The sequence below is a fragment of the Hydrogenophaga sp. genome, assembly GCF_030651625.1.
Lineage (GTDB): Bacteria > Pseudomonadota > Gammaproteobacteria > Burkholderiales > Burkholderiaceae_C > Hydrogenophaga.
On record NZ_JAUSCF010000023.1, the window covers coordinates 138,888 to 154,217 of the forward strand.

14 protein-coding genes are annotated in these 15,330 nt (G+C 66.0%); 8 read left to right on the top strand and 6 right to left on the bottom strand.

The annotated features are described in order from the left end of the window. Nucleotides 1-154: 154 nt before the first annotated feature. The 6 genes from Q7V46_RS10750 (at nt 155) to Q7V46_RS10775 (ending at nt 7,330) form a co-directional block, all read left to right on the top strand. The gene (locus Q7V46_RS10750) at nt 155-1,675 is read left to right on the top strand and encodes a Ni/Fe hydrogenase subunit alpha (protein WP_304913532.1); all 1,521 of its coding nucleotides are present in this window, start codon (nt 155-157) and stop codon (nt 1,673-1,675) included. Then, entirely contained in the window at nt 1,672-2,154 is a 483-nt protein-coding gene (locus Q7V46_RS10755; protein ID WP_304913533.1) for a hydrogenase maturation protease, read from the top strand. The genes Q7V46_RS10750 and Q7V46_RS10755 overlap by 4 nt, the downstream gene beginning before the upstream one ends. Before the next feature lie 160 nt (nt 2,155-2,314). Then, the gene (locus Q7V46_RS10760; RefSeq protein ID WP_304913534.1) at nt 2,315-3,310 is read left to right on the top strand and encodes a HupU protein; all 996 of its coding nucleotides are present in this window, start codon (nt 2,315-2,317) and stop codon (nt 3,308-3,310) included. Nucleotides 3,311-3,431: 121 nt separating this feature from the next. Beyond that, nucleotides 3,432-4,889 carry a nickel-dependent hydrogenase large subunit gene (locus Q7V46_RS10765; RefSeq protein ID WP_304913535.1) on the top strand — a complete coding sequence of 486 codons (1,458 nt, stop codon included), beginning with the start codon at nt 3,432-3,434 and terminating at the stop codon, nt 4,887-4,889. Between the two features lie 211 nt (nt 4,890-5,100). Next, nucleotides 5,101-6,444, top strand: coding sequence for an ATP-binding protein (locus tag Q7V46_RS10770; RefSeq protein WP_304913536.1), 1,344 nt, complete (start codon nt 5,101-5,103; stop codon nt 6,442-6,444). Between the two features lie 130 nt (nt 6,445-6,574). Beyond that, nucleotides 6,575-7,330, top strand: a complete 756-nt coding sequence (locus tag Q7V46_RS10775) for a TSUP family transporter (RefSeq protein WP_304913537.1) — start codon at nt 6,575-6,577, stop codon at nt 7,328-7,330. Nucleotides 7,331-7,353: 23 nt separating this feature from the next. On the opposite strand, the gene Q7V46_RS10780 is transcribed toward Q7V46_RS10775, so the two are convergent. The 6 genes from Q7V46_RS10780 to Q7V46_RS10805 form a co-directional block, all read right to left on the bottom strand. Continuing rightward, nucleotides 7,354-7,548 carry a hypothetical protein gene (locus tag Q7V46_RS10780; RefSeq protein ID WP_304913538.1) on the bottom strand — a complete coding sequence of 65 codons (195 nt, stop codon included), beginning with the start codon at nt 7,546-7,548 and terminating at the stop codon, nt 7,354-7,356. A 10-nt stretch (nt 7,549-7,558) separates the two neighbouring features. Next, nucleotides 7,559-7,759, bottom strand: a complete 201-nt coding sequence (locus tag Q7V46_RS10785; protein WP_304913539.1) for a hypothetical protein — start codon at nt 7,757-7,759, stop codon at nt 7,559-7,561. Between the two features lie 197 nt (nt 7,760-7,956). After that, entirely contained in the window at nt 7,957-9,936 is a 1,980-nt protein-coding gene (gene mrdA / locus Q7V46_RS10790; protein ID WP_304913540.1) for a penicillin-binding protein 2, read from the bottom strand. 616 nt (nt 9,937-10,552) lie between these two features. Further along, a complete protein-coding gene (gene mreD, locus Q7V46_RS10795; RefSeq protein ID WP_304913541.1) occupies nt 10,553-11,083 on the bottom strand; it encodes a rod shape-determining protein MreD in 531 nt (176 codons plus the stop codon). Then, nucleotides 11,080-12,030: a rod shape-determining protein MreC gene (gene mreC / locus Q7V46_RS10800; RefSeq protein ID WP_304913542.1), complete on the bottom strand. Its 951-nt coding sequence runs from the start codon at nt 12,028-12,030 to the stop codon at nt 11,080-11,082. The genes mreD and mreC overlap by 4 nt, the downstream gene beginning before the upstream one ends. Nucleotides 12,031-12,083: 53 nt before the next feature. Then, a complete protein-coding gene (locus Q7V46_RS10805; protein ID WP_304913543.1) occupies nt 12,084-13,127 on the bottom strand; it encodes a rod shape-determining protein in 1,044 nt (347 codons plus the stop codon). Nucleotides 13,128-13,424: 297 nt separating this feature from the next. On the opposite strand from Q7V46_RS10805, the gene gatC reads away from it, so the two are divergent. Together gatC and gatA are read left to right on the top strand one after the other, a co-directional pair. Further along, complete coding sequence (gene gatC, locus Q7V46_RS10810; protein WP_304913544.1) at nt 13,425-13,724, top strand: Asp-tRNA(Asn)/Glu-tRNA(Gln) amidotransferase subunit GatC; 300 nt, start codon at nt 13,425-13,427, stop codon at nt 13,722-13,724. Then, nucleotides 13,721-15,211 (top strand): Asp-tRNA(Asn)/Glu-tRNA(Gln) amidotransferase subunit GatA, encoded by a 1,491-nt coding sequence (gene gatA, locus Q7V46_RS10815; protein WP_304913545.1) that lies wholly within the window; start codon nt 13,721-13,723, stop codon nt 15,209-15,211. Before gatC ends, gatA begins: the two co-directional genes overlap by 4 nt. The last annotated feature ends 119 nt before the right edge of the window (nt 15,212-15,330 follow it).

Consider the following 15,330-nt stretch of genomic DNA (forward strand, 5'->3'; position numbering starts at 1 on the left):
AAGCACCCCCTGCGCCGCTTCACGGCTTCCCCCACTCTCGCCTTCGGCGGGAGGGGGACGACACCAGCCGTCCGGCAAGCCGGCCCGGCGGTGTCCCCGGTTGGTGTTGTTGCATGCCTCACGGGTCGCGCTCCGGCGCGGTGGAGCAACTGAAATGACCCCTTCTTCTTTGGAAACCGCAGCCGAACTTCAGGGCCTGCGCCGCATCGTGATCGACCCGGTCTCGCGCGTCGAGGGCCACGGCAAGGTCACGCTGCTGCTGGGCGAGGACAACCGCATCGAGCAGGTGCGCCTGCACATCGTCGAGTTCCGGGGCTTCGAGCAGTTCATCGTCGGCCGGCCCTACTGGGAAGTGCCGGTGATGGTGCAGCGGCTCTGCGGCATCTGCCCGGTGTCGCACCACCTGGCCGCCTCCAAGGCGCTCGACCGCGTCGTTGGCGGCTGGCCCGTGCCCGAAGCCGCCGACAAGATCCGCCGCCTGATGCATTACGGGCAGATCGTGCAGAGCCACGCGCTGCACTTCTTCCACCTGTCCTCGCCCGACCTGCTGTTCGGCTTCGACGCCGACGTCGCGCAGCGCAACATCGTCGGCGTGGCGATGGCGCACCCCGAGGCCGCGCGCCAGGGCGTGATGCTGCGCAAGTTCGGCCAGGAGGTGATCCGCATCACGGCGGGCAAGCGGGTGCACGGCACCGGCTCCATCCCCGGTGGTGTGAACCGCGCGGTCGACGCGGCCGAACGCGATGTGCTGCGCGCCCAACTGCCCGAGCTGCTGGCCTGGGCCGAGGCGGCGGTGGATCTGGCCGAGCGCCTGCACACCGGTTTGCCGACACACCTGGTCGGCTTTGCCGAGACTCCGGCGGCCATGATGTCGCTGGTCGGTCCCGGCGGCGCGATGGAGTTCTACGACGGCACGCTGCGCGTGCGCGAGGCTGACGGGCAGATCGCCGTTGACGGCTTCGAGGACCAGCGTTACCGCGAGCTGATCGGCGAGGGCGTCAAGCCCTGGACCTACATGAAGTTCCCCTACCGCCTGGCCCTGGGGCCCGAAGTGGGCTGGTACCGCGTCGGTCCGCTGGCGCGGGTGCAGAACTGCGACTTCATTGCCACGCCCCGCGCCGAAGCACGGCGCCAGGCCTTCGTGACCGCGCACGGTGGCCGGCCGGTGCACGCGGTGCTGGCCACCCACTGGGCGCGCATGATCGAGTTGCTGCACGGTGTGGAAGTGGTGGCCGACCTGCTGGACGATCCGGCCATCCTCGGTGGGCCGCTGCTTGCCACCGGCGAGCGCCAGCGCAGCGGCGTGGGCATCATCGAAGCGCCGCGCGGCACCCTGATCCACGAGTACGAAGTGGGTGACGACGACCTGGTCACGCGCTGCAACCTGATCGTCTCGACCACCCACAACAACCAGGCCATGAACGAGGCGGTGCGCTCGGTGGCACTGCAATATCTGGATGGCCAGACCATCACCGAGCCGCTGCTCAACCATATCGAAGTTGCCATCCGCGCCTACGACCCCTGCCTGTCTTGCGCCACCCACGCGCTGGGCCAGATGCCGCTGGCGGTGACGCTGCGCAACGCCCGCGGCGAGGTGCTCGACCATGTGCACCGCTCATCCAGCGGCGACACCGTGCGCGGCACACGGCCGCATTCGGCGGAGGCGGCGTTGTGAGTCGTCAAGTTGCGCCGCTGCTGGTGTTCGGCTGGGGCAACCCGAGCCGGGGCGACGACGCGCTCGGTCCGCTGCTGGTCGAGCAATTGGCCGAACGGGCGCAGGTGCAGCTGCCGGCGGGGCAGCTCGAATGCCTCGCCGACTTCCAGTTGCAGGTCGAGCACGCGCTGGACCTCGTGGGCCGTGAACGTGTGCTGTTTGTGGATGCCGCCATCGGCCTGCAGAGGCCGTTCGCGGTGAGCACCGTGACCCCCGCATCGGTCGCTGGCTTCACCACCCACGCGCTGGCACCCGAGGCGCTGCTGCAGGTCTACCGCGATCTGGAGCGAGCCGAACCGCCGCCATGCACGTTGCTCGCCATCCGCGCCCAGCGTTTCGAGCTCGGTGAAGCGCCGGGCGAGCAGGCGCTGGCCGATCTGGCCTTGGCGCTGGACTGGGCGCTGGCCTGGACCCGCCAGACCGAGGAGATGCTGACATGAAACAACCCCCACGCTCACTTTGTTCGCTGCCCCCCGAGGGGGCGCGTCAGTGGCTTCGGGCGGCCGGGCGCTACTGACATGAAACAACCCCCACGCTCACGTTGTTCGCTGCCCCCCGAGGGGGCACGTCAGTGGCTTCGGGCGGCCGGGCGCCACTGACATGAATGTGCTCTGGCTGCAAAGTGGTGGTTGCGGCGGTTGCAGCATGTCGCTGCTGTGCGCCGACACCACCGACTTCCAGGGCCATCTGCGCGATGGGGGCGTGGACTTGCTGTGGCATCCCTCGCTGTCAATGGCGAGCGGCGAAGAGGTGATCGCGCTGCTGCACTCGGTGCTGGACGGCGACACCCGGCTCGACGCGCTGTGCGTCGAAGGCTCATTGCTGCGCGGCCCCAACGGCAGCGGGCGTTTCCACATGCTGGCCGGCACCGGCCTGCCCATGATCCACTGGGTGCGCGAACTCGCCGCGAAGGCGCAACACGTGCTGGCCGTGGGCAGTTGCGCAGCCTGGGGCGGCATCACGGCCGGCGGCGACAACCCCACCGACGCCTGCGGCCTGCAGTACGAAGACGACCGCATTGGGGGCCTGCTCGGCGCGGACTTTCGCTCATCCAGCGGCCTGCCGGTGATCAACATCGCGGGTTGTCCCACGCACCCGAGCTGGGTGATCGACACCCTCATGGCCCTGGCTGACAACGGCTTCGCGGCCGACGACCTCGACCCGCTGAACCGCCCGCGCTTCTACGCCGATCAGCTGGTGCACCACGGCTGCACGCGCAACGAGTACTACGAGTTCAAGGCCAGCGCCGAAAAACCCTCGGACCTGGGCTGCATGATGGAACACATGGGCTGCAAGGGCACGCAGGTGCACGCCGACTGCAACATCCGCCCCTGGAACGGCGAGGGCAGCTGCACGCGCGGCGGCTACGCCTGCATCGCCTGCACCGAGCCCGGCTTCCAGGAGCCAGGTCACCCCTTTCACGAAACGCCCAAGATCGCCGGCATCCCGGTCGGCCTGCCGACCGACATGCCCAAGGCCTGGTTCGTGGCGCTGGCTTCGTTGTCCAAGAGCGCCACGCCGAAACGGGTGAAGAACAATGCGGTGGCGGACCATCTCATTGTCAAACCCGCTGTGAGAAAGACGCGTCTCAAATGAAAAGCTCGGTGAGGCACCCCCGCCGCGCTTCGCGCGACCCCCTCAAGGGGGCAACACCAGCGGCCTGGCAAAGCCAGTTCCGCGGTGTTCCTGGATGGCTCCACTTCTGGCGAGTCGTTGTATGAGCAGGTTGCTTGTCGGCCCCTTCAACCGCGTCGAAGGGGATCTCGAAGTCCAGCTCGACATCGCCGACGGTCGCGTGACGTCGGCCCAGGTCAACGCGACCATGTACCGCGGCTTCGAGCAGATCCTGCAGGGCAAGGTGCCGCACGACGCGCTGGTCTATGTGCCGCGCATCTGTGGCATCTGCTCGGTTTCGCAGTCGGTGGCCTCAGCGCGTGCGCTGGCGAACCTGGGTGGCATCAGCATGCCAGCCAACGGCCAGCACGCGACCAATCTGATCCTGGCCACCGAAAACCTGGCCGATCACCTGACGCACTTCTACCTGTTCTTCATGCCGGACTTTGCCCGCCCGGTCTACGCGGGCCACCCGTGGCACGCCGAGGCGCAACGACGCTTTGCGCCCGACCACGGCGAGCAGGTGCGTGCCGCCACGGCGGCGCGTCAGCGCTGGCTCACGCTGCTGGGCACGCTGGGCGGCAAGTGGCCGCACACGCAGTCGGTCGAGCCGGGGGGGTCCACCCGCGCCATTGACGCAGCCGAGCGTGTGCGCCTGCTGGCGAAAGTGCGCGAGTTCCGCAGCTTTCTGGAGCGCCAGCTGTTCGCCGCTCCGCTCGAAGCTGTGGCTGCGCTTGAGACCGAAGCTTCGCTCTGGGACTGGCACGCGCAGGACCCGCTGGGCGGCGATCTGCGCTTCTTCCTCACGCTGGTGCGCGACCTGCAACTGGACCGACTCGGCCCCGGGCCTGGCCGCTACCTGAGTTATGGCGCTTATGCACAGTCGGACGGTGCCTGGGCTTTGCCCGGCGGGCTGTGGCGCGCGCAGGCGGGCGCGGTCGAACCGCTGAACCCGCGCGCGATCACCGAAGACGCCACCCACGCCTGGCTGGCCCACGCGCGTGAGCCGCTGCACCCACTGCACGGCATCACCCGCCCAGAACCCGACAAACCCGGCGCCTACACCTGGAACAAGGCACCGCGGCTGGGTGGCGAAGTGGTCGAGACTGGCGCCATCGCACGCCAGCTCACCAGCGCCCAGCCGCTGGTGCGCGATGCGGTGGCGCGCCACGGCGGCACGGTCTACACGCGCGTGCTGGCGCGGCTGGTCGAGCTCGCGCGCGTGGTACCGCTGATGGAAGGCTGGCTGCAGGCGATCCGGCCGACCGAGGCCTTCTGTGTGCCGACGACGCTGCCCGACGAAGGCAACGGCGTGGGTCTGAGCGAGGCCGCACGCGGCAGCCTGGGTCATTGGCTGGTGGTCCGGCGCGGCCGCATTGCCAACTACCAGATCGTCGCGCCCACCAGCTGGAATTTTTCGCCCCGCGATGCGCGGGGAACGCCCGGCGCGCTGGAACAGGCGCTGGTGGATGCGCCAGTGCCAGAAGGGGAAAGAACACCCGTCTCCGTCCAGCACATCGTGCGCTCCTTCGACCCCTGCATGGTCTGCACCGTACACTGATGAACACCCCCCTGCGCCGCTTCGCGTCTTCCCCCCGCTCTGGCGCGCCTTCGGCGCTGGGCAGGGGGACGGCGCCTGCGCCCCGGCAAAGCCGGTTGCGCGGCACCCCTGGGTTGGTGCACGCGCTCCGGCTGGACCGAGGGTGTTGCCCCCCGCGCCGCTGCGCGACTGGGCGGAGCCACGGCACGTGCTTTGATTGCCATTTTTCGTCATGAGCAAAGACCGAGCCCCCAGCCCTTTGCCCACCGTGCCGATGGAAGGCGTGGACGAATCCACCTGGCTGGACGTGATCCAGAAGATGGACGAGGTCTACACGCGGCTGATCGACGACGAGGTGGAACTGGAGAAGAAGAACGCCGAGCTGGAGCAGTCGCAGCAGTTCATCTTCAGCGTGTTGACATCGATGTCGGACGTGCTGGTGGTGTGCGACGAGCGCGGTCTGATCGAGCAGGCGAACGCAGCTTTGTGCGAATTGGTGGGTCGCAGTGAAGAACAGTTGCGCGGCAGCAGCCTGGCCGACCTTCTGGCCGACGCCGCCAGCGTCGACGCGGCGCGCGCCGCGATGGACCGCTCCGACGCACCGCGCGCCGGGCAGGGCATCGAGCTCAACCTGCTCGACCGCGAAGGCCAGCCGGTGCCGGTGGACGCGAACTGTACGCCGCGCATTGGCAGCAACGGCCGGCGCGTGGGCACCGTGTGGGTGGGCCGGCCCACGGCCGAGCTCAAGCGTGCGTACCACGAGATGCGTGCCGCGCACGAGGCCCTGAAGCGCACCCAGCAACAACTCCTGCATTCGGAAAAGATGGCCTCGCTCGGCCAGTTGGTGGCCGGGGTGGCGCACGAGCTCAACAACCCGATCAGCTTTGTGCTCGGCAATGTGCACGCGTTGCGCAAGTACTGCGACCGGCTGCAGACCTACATGGCCGCGCTGCACGCACACGAGCCCGAGCCGGTGCTGCAGGCGCTGCGACAGAAGCTGCGCATCGAACACCTGATGGGCGATCTGCCCTCGCTGATCGAAGGCACGCTCGAAGGCGCGCAGCGCACCGCTGACATCGTGCACGGTCTCAAGCGTTTCTCGGCGATGGACCCGGAAGAACGCACGCATGTGAATCTGGTCGAGGTGATCGACCGAGCCATCCACTGGGTGCAGAAAGGGCGGTCAACGTCGGTGGATGTGCGCTGGCAGGCGGACGCACCCTGCACCGTCATGGGCAGCGCGGGTCAGTTGCAGCAGGTGATGATGAACCTGCTGCAGAACGCCTTCGATGCCGTGGGAAGTTCCGGCGCGGAAGCGCCCTGCGTCTGGTTGGCGATGGCTTGTGAAGGCACGCATGTGCGCGTGAGCGTGCGCGACAACGGACCGGGCATTCCACCTGAACACCTGTTGCGGATCTTTGATCCCTTCTTCACCACCAAACCGGTAGGAAAAGGCACAGGCCTGGGCCTGTCCATCAGCTACGGGATCGTCGAGCAACACGGCGGGCGCCTGAGCGCACGCAACGCCGAGGGCGGTGGGGCAGAGTTCGTGCTGGAACTTCCCAAGGCCCAGTGACGCAGACCATTCATTCACCGAAGCGCGTGCCTGAGCCCAGCGCACGCCGAAGATCCGGCTCTGCCGGTCCAAGGGCGTGGTCCCCCTGGGCGGAAGCCGCGCAGCGGCGCAGGGCGGTGACAATCCTTTCATGGACTTGTTGCTCGTCACGGCTGCTTCACTGGTCGCCGGTTTTGTGGACTCGATCGTCGGGGGTGGTGGCCTGATTCTGGTGCCAGCACTGTTCGCCGTGTTTCCCAACACCCACCCGGCCACCCTGTTCGGTGTGAACAAGGGCGCATCCATCTGGGGTACCGCCGCTGCCACGCTGCAATACGCCCGCCGCGTGCAACTGCCGTGGCGAGCCCTGCTGCCGGCAGCAGGCGTGTGTTTTGCCGGTTCCATGCTCGGTGCATGGGCAGTGACACAGATCTCGCCTGATTTCCTTCGCCGCGTGCTGCCGCTGGTGCTGCTTGGCGTGCTGGCCTACACCCTGGCCCGCAAGGAGCTTGGCAGGCACCACGCGCCGCGCTTCTACGGACGCCGGGAAGCACTGGCCGCCAGTGTGCTCGGCGTCACCATCGGGTTCTACGACGGTTTCTTCGGCCCGGGCACTGGCAGCTTCTTTGTGTTTCTGTTCGTGCGCTGGCTGGGCTACGACTTCCTGCATGCCAGTGCCAGCGCCAAACTGCTCAACACCACCTCCAACCTGGCCGCACTCATGCTGTTCGCCTGGAAAGGGCACGTCTGGTGGCATTTCGTGGTGGTGATGGCCGTGGCCAACGTGATCGGTAGCTTGGTAGGCACACGGCTGGCACTCAAGCACGGTAGCGGGTTCGTGCGCAGCGTGTTCATCGTGGTGGTCAGCGCGCTGATTCTCAAGACCACCTATGACGCGTGGATGTGACCCCCCTCCCGTGCCGCCGAGGGTTACACCTGCTGGCACAGCGTCTGAGGACGCTCCCAGCCTGTGCCAAAGCGCGGCCATTCGACCAGCACACCTTCAGCCGTCTGGGCCACGACCCGACCGTCCACGCGGTCGATGCTGCCTTTGTGAAAGCGATTGACACGGACGCCGGGGTTGAACCTCGGGCTCTGGAACAGGGATTGGATCAGTTTGAACATGGAAAGGCCTTCAATGAGCCACCATCGACTGGGCGCCGCGCTGGTTGCGGTCCCAGCGGCGCTGCATGTCTTCCAGCTGGTGGAGGCTGGTGGCTGTGCTGAGGTAAGCCTCAAGACCATCGGATCCCTCGTGGGTGCGGTCGAGGCGGGTGCACAAGGCCTGAATGGCGCGGGAGAAAAAGGCCGAGAAAACAGAAACGCGGGGTGTCATGATGGATAAAACTAGGGTTAACCCTAATTCTAGCCTGTTCCTTCTGAATCGATAGGTTCATCAGCGTGGCTAATGAAATATCAGAGGGCTTCCACCAGCGTCGACGGGTCACGCCATCCATGCAGTGTGTGGGTGGACGCCTGCGCGCCGGCAGGATCATCGGCCCTCCCGGCGGCTGAGCCGGGAAGGCATGACGCTCAATGCGCGGCGGCAGGCGATAGCGAAGGCGGTTCGGGTGGCCATGGCAGGCTGCTTGCCTTCAAGGGCGTGCCAATCGGTGCCGCCGCCAAACCCTTCTGGACGGCAGCCAGATCCTCGGCATTGGGGTACTGGTCCAGCAACAGATAGTCGAACACCCGACGCGCAATGGGTGCGGCGTGGGCCGACCCGAAGCCAGAGTTTTCCACCACGATGGCCAGCGCCACACGCGGCTCCTCCACGGGTGCGAACGCGATGTAGAGTGAGTGATCGCGCTGATGCTCTTCGAGCTTTTTGGCGTCGTAGCGGTCTTTCTGGCCGATGGTGACCGCTTGCGCCGTGCCGGTCTTTCCGCCGCTGTTGTAGCCCGCTCCGGCAAACACCCGTGCCGAGGTGCCTTCGATCGTGACCGCATGCATGGCCTTCAGGATGATCTGCACGTGCTGGGGCTTGTAGCCCAGATCGACCGACGGCGCCACCGGCGGTGGACGGCTCTCGCGGGTGACAGCGTCTTCAATCCCCAGCGTCAGGCGGGGCGTGTGCCGAATGCCGCCTCCTGCCAGGGTGGTCATGGCATGGGCAAGCTGCAGCATGGTGAAGCTGTTGTAGCCCTGACCAATGCCCAGCGAGATGGTTTCGCCGGGATACCAGCGTTGCTGATCCGCCCGCTTGTAGGCGTTGCGCTTCCAGGCCTGGCTGGGCAGTACCCCCCGCAACTCGCCGCGCAGATCGATGCCGGTGACCTGCCCGAAGCCCAGCGGCTTCATGAAGTCGTGCATCTTGTCCACGCCCATTTCATTGGCCAGTGAGTAATAGTAGGTGTTGCTGGATTTGACGATGCTTCGGTGCATGTCCACCATGCCCAGTGCGTTGTTGCCATAACTGCGAAAGCGGTGGTTGCCGAACATCCAGAAGCCCGGGTCGTTGACCATCGTGTTCGCCGTGCGCGTACCGGTTTCCAGCGCCGCCAGCGACATGAAGGGCTTGTAGGTGGAGCCGGGCGGGTAGGTGCCCCGCAATGCACGGTTGAGCAACGGCTTGTCGATCGACTCGTTGAGGGCACGCCAGTTCTCGACGTCGATGCCTTCCACGAACAGGTTCGGATCAAAGGTGGGCTTGCTCACAAAAGCGAGCACTTCGCCGTTGCGGGGGTCGAGCGCCACCAGCGCACCCCGCCGTTCGCCAAACATGTCCTCGATCAGCTTTTGCAGCTGAATGTCGATGGACAGGCGCAAATTGGATCCCGGCGTTGCCGGCGTGTGGGCGAGCAGGCGCACCGCACGGCCACCCGCCGACGTCTCCACGCGTTCAAATCCGGTGATGCCATGCAGCTCCTTCTCGTAGGTCTGCTCGGTGCCCAGCTTGCCGATGTGCTCGGTGCCGCGGTAGTTGGCCTGCTCCTCTTCCGGCCATTCCTCGATCTGCTCTTTCTCGCGCTGGTTGATACGCCCGATGTAGCCGATCACGTGACCGGCCACGTCGCCGTTCGGATATTGGCGGATCAGCCGTGCACGCACATCCACGCCGGGAAAACGGTAGCGCTGGACCGTGAAACGCGCCACTTCCTCGTCGGTCAGGCGGGTGCGAAGGGGCAGCGAATCGAAACGGCGAGACTCGGAGCGCAACTGGCGAAACCTCCGGACATCCCGTGGCTGGATTTCCACGATTTTCCCCAGCTCCTCGATGGTCGCCTCGAGATCTGCGACCCGGGATGGATTGATTTCCAGGGTGTAGGCAGAAAAACTCGTGGCCAGCACACGTCCATGGCGATCCAGGATCTCACCCCGATTCGGCACCACCGGCAACACGGCCGTGCGGTTGCTCTCCGCCTGCGCCATCAACCTGTCATGCTGATCCACCTGGAGGTAGTACATGCGCGCAGCCACCAACCCGAAAGCAACCAACACCGCCAACCCAGCCACGACCACCCGGTTGCGGAACTGGGCCAGATCGGCTTCAACGTTGCGGAATTCGGTCATGCTGCTCCCTGCCACTCCGGCGCCCTTGATCCGCCCAGACCGGCGCCGAGGCGTGTGTGCGGTGAGTGGGATGGACCCACCGACAGGCGAAAGGTTTCACGTAGCAGGCTGCGGTGGTCTTCAAGGTGCGACAGCAGGGGCGAAAGCGGACTTCCCCTCTCCCAGGCACGACCACACAGGTGAGCCGGGCTCCCTCTTGCTCCCTCGCCCCTCTGGGGAGAGGGTTGGGGTGAGGGTTGGGGTGAGGGGTCTCTCCCCGCGTACACCTTTTTCTCCGGAAGCTTGATTTGGCCGGGTTTCGGCCCGGCGGCCGACCTACCTTTCTTTGCTTCGCCAAAGAAACGTAGGCCAAAGAAAGGCGAGCCGAAGTCCGGGGCCCTTCGGGCTTCCTTGCGCTGCTCGCGTCGTGGGGGAAAATCGCAAACTTGTCCGCTGCGCGGCTTTCGGACATGCGAATTTCTAATCCCCGCGCCCCTGCGCTGCTCAGCCCGGCCACACGGCGGGGGGCAGGATCGGGCTTCCTTTCTAGGAGACTGCAGCGCAGGGCCGCCCCAAGCAAGGTCAGCCCCCTCGGGGGGCAGCGACCCGTGAAACGGCGGAGCGTGGGGGCACGTGCTCACAGCGGCCGGTTGTCATCAGGATTCGGCGCACGGCGCTGGGGCGCGAGCAGGAACACGCTCACCACCGGCCACAACGCCGCCTCCAGAACGGGTGCCAGGAAGTAAGCCCAACCCGGAAACACCCCACCAGAGATGAGGCGCACCAGCATCAGTAAAACATGAGCGGACACGAACAGGGGCAGCACCTGCAACGCCTGGGTGGGCACCGCAAACCAGAGCAGTCGGCGGTGCATGGAAATCGCGAAAAATCCCAGCACGGTGTAGGCCAGCGCGTGCTGCCCGAGCAGGGCGCCCTGGTGCACATCCATGGCCAGCCCGAATGCAAACGCCACACCCACACCGATGCGCAGGGGCTGATGCACGCTCCAGAACACCAGCACCACGGCCAGGAGGTCCGGTGTCCAGGCCTCACGCCCAAAGAGCCCCATGTTCATGAACATGTTGATGGCCAGCGCGCTCAGCAGGGTGAACCAGATGAAGACCGGGTTGGCGGGCAGCAGCAACTGCTGGCCAGGGCGCATGATCATGGCGCTGCACCCCGTCTGCCAGGCAGGTCGCCCCGGCCGCCTTGCCGTGGCCGCACACCCGTGGGCTCCTGCTCCGGGGGGGGCGGCTGGGTCAGGCCCACGGGGGTCAGGACCAGCACATGCAAGGCGCCCAGCACCCGTGCCACCGGTTCACATTCCACCCGGTTGAACGCCGATTCAGAGCGACGCTCGATCCGGGTCACCCGTGCCACCGGCAGGCCCGGCGGATAGACGCCGTCGACCCCGCTGGTGGTCAGCAGGTCGCCTTCTTCGATGTCGGCACTGGCCAGCGTGTAACGCAGCTCCAGTGCGTCTCCGCTGGCCGAGGGCTGCCCGAAGGCCACGCCGCGCAGGCTGGTGCGCGCGTTGACGACCGGAATGGCCTGGTCACGGTCGATCAACAGCGTGACCTCCGAGAGCAGCGGGTACACCCGGGTGATCTGCCCCAGCACGCCATGCTCGTCGATCACCGGCGAGCCGGCCACCACGCCGTGGGCCTGGCCGCGGTCGATCACCACCTTGCGTGAATACGGGTCGGCGGTGTCGTACAACACCTGTGCGCCGGTGGCGACCGACTGGCTGCGCTCGCGCATGGTCAGCATCTCGCGAAGATGCTGGTTCTCCTGCAGCAACTGTTCCACCTGAAGGCTGCGCGCGGCCTGAGCGGAGAGCCGCTCGAGTGCCTCGCGTTCGGTGCGCCGGGCCTCGTGCAGCGTGGTGAGATAGCCGCCCGCAGTGGAGGCGGCCTGAATCGGCTGCATCACCAGCCATTGAACAGGGTAAAGCACGGTCGCCATGGCCGAGCGCACTGGTCCGGTGACCTGAAACCTCACGTCGGCCACCATGAGAAACAGCGCCATGGCGCTGAACACAAGCAGCTTGGACAGGGCCGACGGACCCTGCTTGAAGAAGGGCGGTGGGGTCCGGTCCAGGGTGCCCAGTGGCATGTCGGCAAACGCTTTTGAACGGGCCTGTGATCAGGCCTGCGACCGGCGCAGGATCATTCGCTGGTGAAGATCGTGCCCAGGCGCTCCATGCGCTCCAGAGCCATGCCGCAACCGCGTACCACGCAGGTCAGCGGTTCTTCGGCCACCAGGACTGGCAGGCCTGTTTCTTCGGCCAGCAGGCGATCGAGGTCGCGCAGCAGCGCACCGCCGCCGGTGAGCATCATGCCCCGCTCGGCAATGTCGGCGCCCAGTTCAGGGGGCGTGTGTTCGAGCGCCATTTTCACCGCCGTCACGATGTTGTTGAGCGGATCGGTCAGGGCTTCCAGGATCTCGTTGCTGGAGATGGTGAAACTGCGCGGCACACCTTCGGAGAGGTTGCGGCCCTTGACTTCCATTTCCTTGACCTCGGAGCCGGGGAAGGCGGAACCGATTTCTTTCTTGATGGCCTCGGCGGTGGGCTCGCCGATCAGCATGCCGTAGTTGCGGCGGATGTAGGCAATGATGGCTTCGTCGAAGCGATCACCGCCCACGCGCACGCTGCCCTTGTAGACCATGCCACCCAAAGAGATGACGCCCACTTCGGTGGTGCCGCCACCGATGTCGACCACCATGGAACCCGAGGCGTCGGACACCGGCAGGCCGGCGCCAATGGCTGCGGCCATGGGTTCTTCAATCAGGTAGACCTCGGAGGCGCCAGCGCCCAGGGCCGATTCACGAATGGCACGGCGCTCGACCTGGGTGGAGCCGCAGGGCACACAGATGATGATGCGCGGGCTCGGCTTGAACATCGAGCGCGGGTGCACCATCTTGATGAACTGCTTGAGCATCTGCTCGGTCACGGTGAAGTCGGCGATCACGCCGTCCTTCATGGGGCGGATGGCTTCGATGTTGCCAGGCACCTTGCCCAGCATGGCCTTGGCTTCGTGGCCCACCGCCTGGATGGTCTTCTTGCCCTGAGGACCGCCTTCATGGCGTATCGACACAACCGAAGGCTCGTCCAGCACGATGCCTTTGTGTCGAACGTAGATCAAGGTGTTGGCGGTGCCGAGGTCGATGGCCAGGTCGGTGGAGAACTGGCGACGAAACGCTTCAAACATGGTGCAAAAATCCTGTGTGGCACGATCCGCCGCCTCGTGCGGTCGTCGCCAATGTTGGGCGGCGTGGGTGGTGGCCGGTTCTAAGTATTTGATTCGATGGCAAAAAAACCGCGTGTGCACGGGCACTGTCGCCAAACCTTGGATAATACCGTATCCCCTGTACGCAACAGCCTGTGAAATGGGGCTAAATCAGGCGGTTACCTCCCGTTTCAGCGCGCATTGTGCGGCATCCGGCAGGCTTTCCCCAGCTTTCCCGTTACTCCCCATCTGCAACCGCAACCGCCACCGGTTCTTGTCATGTCCCTGACCCTGTCCGACATCGGGCGCATCGCCAACCTCGCCCGTCTGGCGCTTTCCGAAGCCCAGAGCGAACGCATGCGTACCCAGCTCAATGGCTTCTTCGACATCGTCGAACAGATGAACGCGGTGGACACCACCGGCGTAGAGCCACTGGCCCACCCCACCGCCGTGATCGACCACGTCAGCTTGCGTCTGCGCCCGGACGTGGTCAGCGAGCCGAACAACCGAGAGGCCAACCAGCGAAGTGCCCCGGTGGTGGAGCGCGGGTTGTTCCTGGTGCCCAAGGTGATTGAATGAACGACCTCCACCGCCTGGGCGTGGCCGACCTGGCCGCCGCCATTGCCGAGAAGAAAACCTCGTCTGTTGAAGTCGCTGAGGCATTGCTGGCTCGCGCCAAGCAGCACGACCATCTCGGTGCCTTCCTCGCCTTCAATGAAGAGCAGACGCTCGCCCAGGCCAAAGCCGCCGATGCGCGCATTGCCGCCGGGGGGCGTGGGCCGCTGCTGGGCGTGCCGCTGGCGCACAAGGACATCTTCGTCACCCGGGGCTTCCCCAGCACCGCTGGCAGCAAGATGCTGGCGGGCTACCAGAGTCCGTTCGACGCCACCGTGGTCAGCAAGCTGGCGGCGGCAGGCGCCGTGACCCTGGGCAAGCTCAATTGCGACGAATTTGCCATGGGTGGCAGCAACGAAAACTCCGCCTATGGCGTGGTGCGCAACCCTTGGGATGTCGAGCGCGTTCCTGGGGGGTCGTCGGGCGGTTCGGCCGTGGCCGTGGCAGCGCGCCTGGTGCCCGCCACCACCGGCACCGACACCGGCGGATCCATCCGGCAGCCTGCCAGCTTCTGCGGCATCACCGGCATCAAGCCCACCTATGGCCGATGCTCGCGCTACGGCATGATCGCCTTCGCCTCCAGCCTGGACCAGGCCGGCCCCATGGCGCACAGCGCCGCCGACTGCGCCACGCTGCTGAGCGTGATGGCTGGCCCGGATATCGACCGGGATTCGACCAGTCTCGACCACCCCGCCGAGGACTACACCCGTCTGCTGGGCCAGCCCCGCGAGGGTGCCACAGCCGCGCAGCCGCTCAAGGGGCTGCGCATCGGCCTGCCCAAGGAGTTTTTCGGCGAAGGCTGTGCGCCCGATGTGATCGCTGCGGTGCGCGCCGCGCTCGATCAGTACGAAAAGCTCGGCGCCACGCTCGTCGACATTTCCCTGCCGCGAACCGAACTCGCCATCCCCGTCTACTACATCATTGCGCCCGCCGAAGCGTCGAGCAACCTCAGCCGCTTTGATGGTGTGAAATTTGGCCACCGCGCCGCACAATACGACGACCTGACCGACATGTACAAGAAGTCGCGCAGCGAAGGTTTCGGGCCCGAAGTGCAGCGCCGCATCATGATCGGCACCTATGTGCTGAGCCACGGCTACTACGACGCCTACTACCTCAAGGCGCAGCAAATCCGCCGCCTTATTGCGCAGGACTTCCAGAACGCCTTTGAGCAGTGCGACGTGATCGCCGGCCCCGTCGCGCCCACCGTGCCCTGGAAGATCGGCGAAAAAAGCGACGACCCGGTCGCCAACTACCTGGCCGACATCTACACGCTGCCCGGCTCGCTGGCTGGCTTGCCAGGCATGAGCGTGCCGGCCGGCTTTGGTGAGGGCGGATTGCCGGTGGGCCTGCAACTGATCGGCAATCACTTCAAGGAGGCCGAGCTGCTGCAGGCAGCCGACGCGTTTCAGCGTGCGACGGATTGGCACAAGAAGTCGCCGGAGGGGTACTGAAGAACACCCCCGCGCCGCCTTCGGCGTCGCCCCCTCAAGGGAGCGTCACCAGCGGCCTGGCGAAGCCAGTTCCGCGGTGACTCGCGAATAAGGCGTCTCGCGCTCTTGCATCGCGAATT

Bases quoted from the DNA above. Each gene is read 5' to 3' on its own strand.
- mreC (WP_304913542.1), bottom strand. From the start codon at position 12,030: ATGCCACTGGGCACCCTGGACCGGACCCCACCGCCCTTCTTCAAGCAG.
- Q7V46_RS10785 (WP_304913539.1), bottom strand. From the start codon at position 7,759: ATGACACCCCGCGTTTCTGTTTTCTCGGCCTTTTTCTCCCGCGCCATT.
- Q7V46_RS10770 (WP_304913536.1), top strand. From the start codon at position 5,101: ATGAGCAAAGACCGAGCCCCCAGCCCTTTGCCCACCGTGCCGATGGAA.
- mreD (WP_304913541.1), bottom strand. From the start codon at position 11,083: ATGATCATGCGCCCTGGCCAGCAGTTGCTGCTGCCCGCCAACCCGGTC.
- gatC (WP_304913544.1), top strand. From the start codon at position 13,425: ATGTCCCTGACCCTGTCCGACATCGGGCGCATCGCCAACCTCGCCCGT.
- Q7V46_RS10780 (WP_304913538.1), bottom strand. From the start codon at position 7,548: ATGTTCAAACTGATCCAATCCCTGTTCCAGAGCCCGAGGTTCAACCCC.
- Q7V46_RS10750 (WP_304913532.1), top strand. From the start codon at position 155: ATGACCCCTTCTTCTTTGGAAACCGCAGCCGAACTTCAGGGCCTGCGC.
- gatA (WP_304913545.1), top strand. From the start codon at position 13,721: ATGAACGACCTCCACCGCCTGGGCGTGGCCGACCTGGCCGCCGCCATT.
- Q7V46_RS10765 (WP_304913535.1), top strand. From the start codon at position 3,432: ATGAGCAGGTTGCTTGTCGGCCCCTTCAACCGCGTCGAAGGGGATCTC.
- mrdA (WP_304913540.1), bottom strand. From the start codon at position 9,936: ATGACCGAATTCCGCAACGTTGAAGCCGATCTGGCCCAGTTCCGCAAC.
- Q7V46_RS10775 (WP_304913537.1), top strand. From the start codon at position 6,575: ATGGACTTGTTGCTCGTCACGGCTGCTTCACTGGTCGCCGGTTTTGTG.
- Q7V46_RS10760 (WP_304913534.1), top strand. From the start codon at position 2,315: ATGAATGTGCTCTGGCTGCAAAGTGGTGGTTGCGGCGGTTGCAGCATG.
- Q7V46_RS10805 (WP_304913543.1), bottom strand. From the start codon at position 13,127: ATGTTTGAAGCGTTTCGTCGCCAGTTCTCCACCGACCTGGCCATCGAC.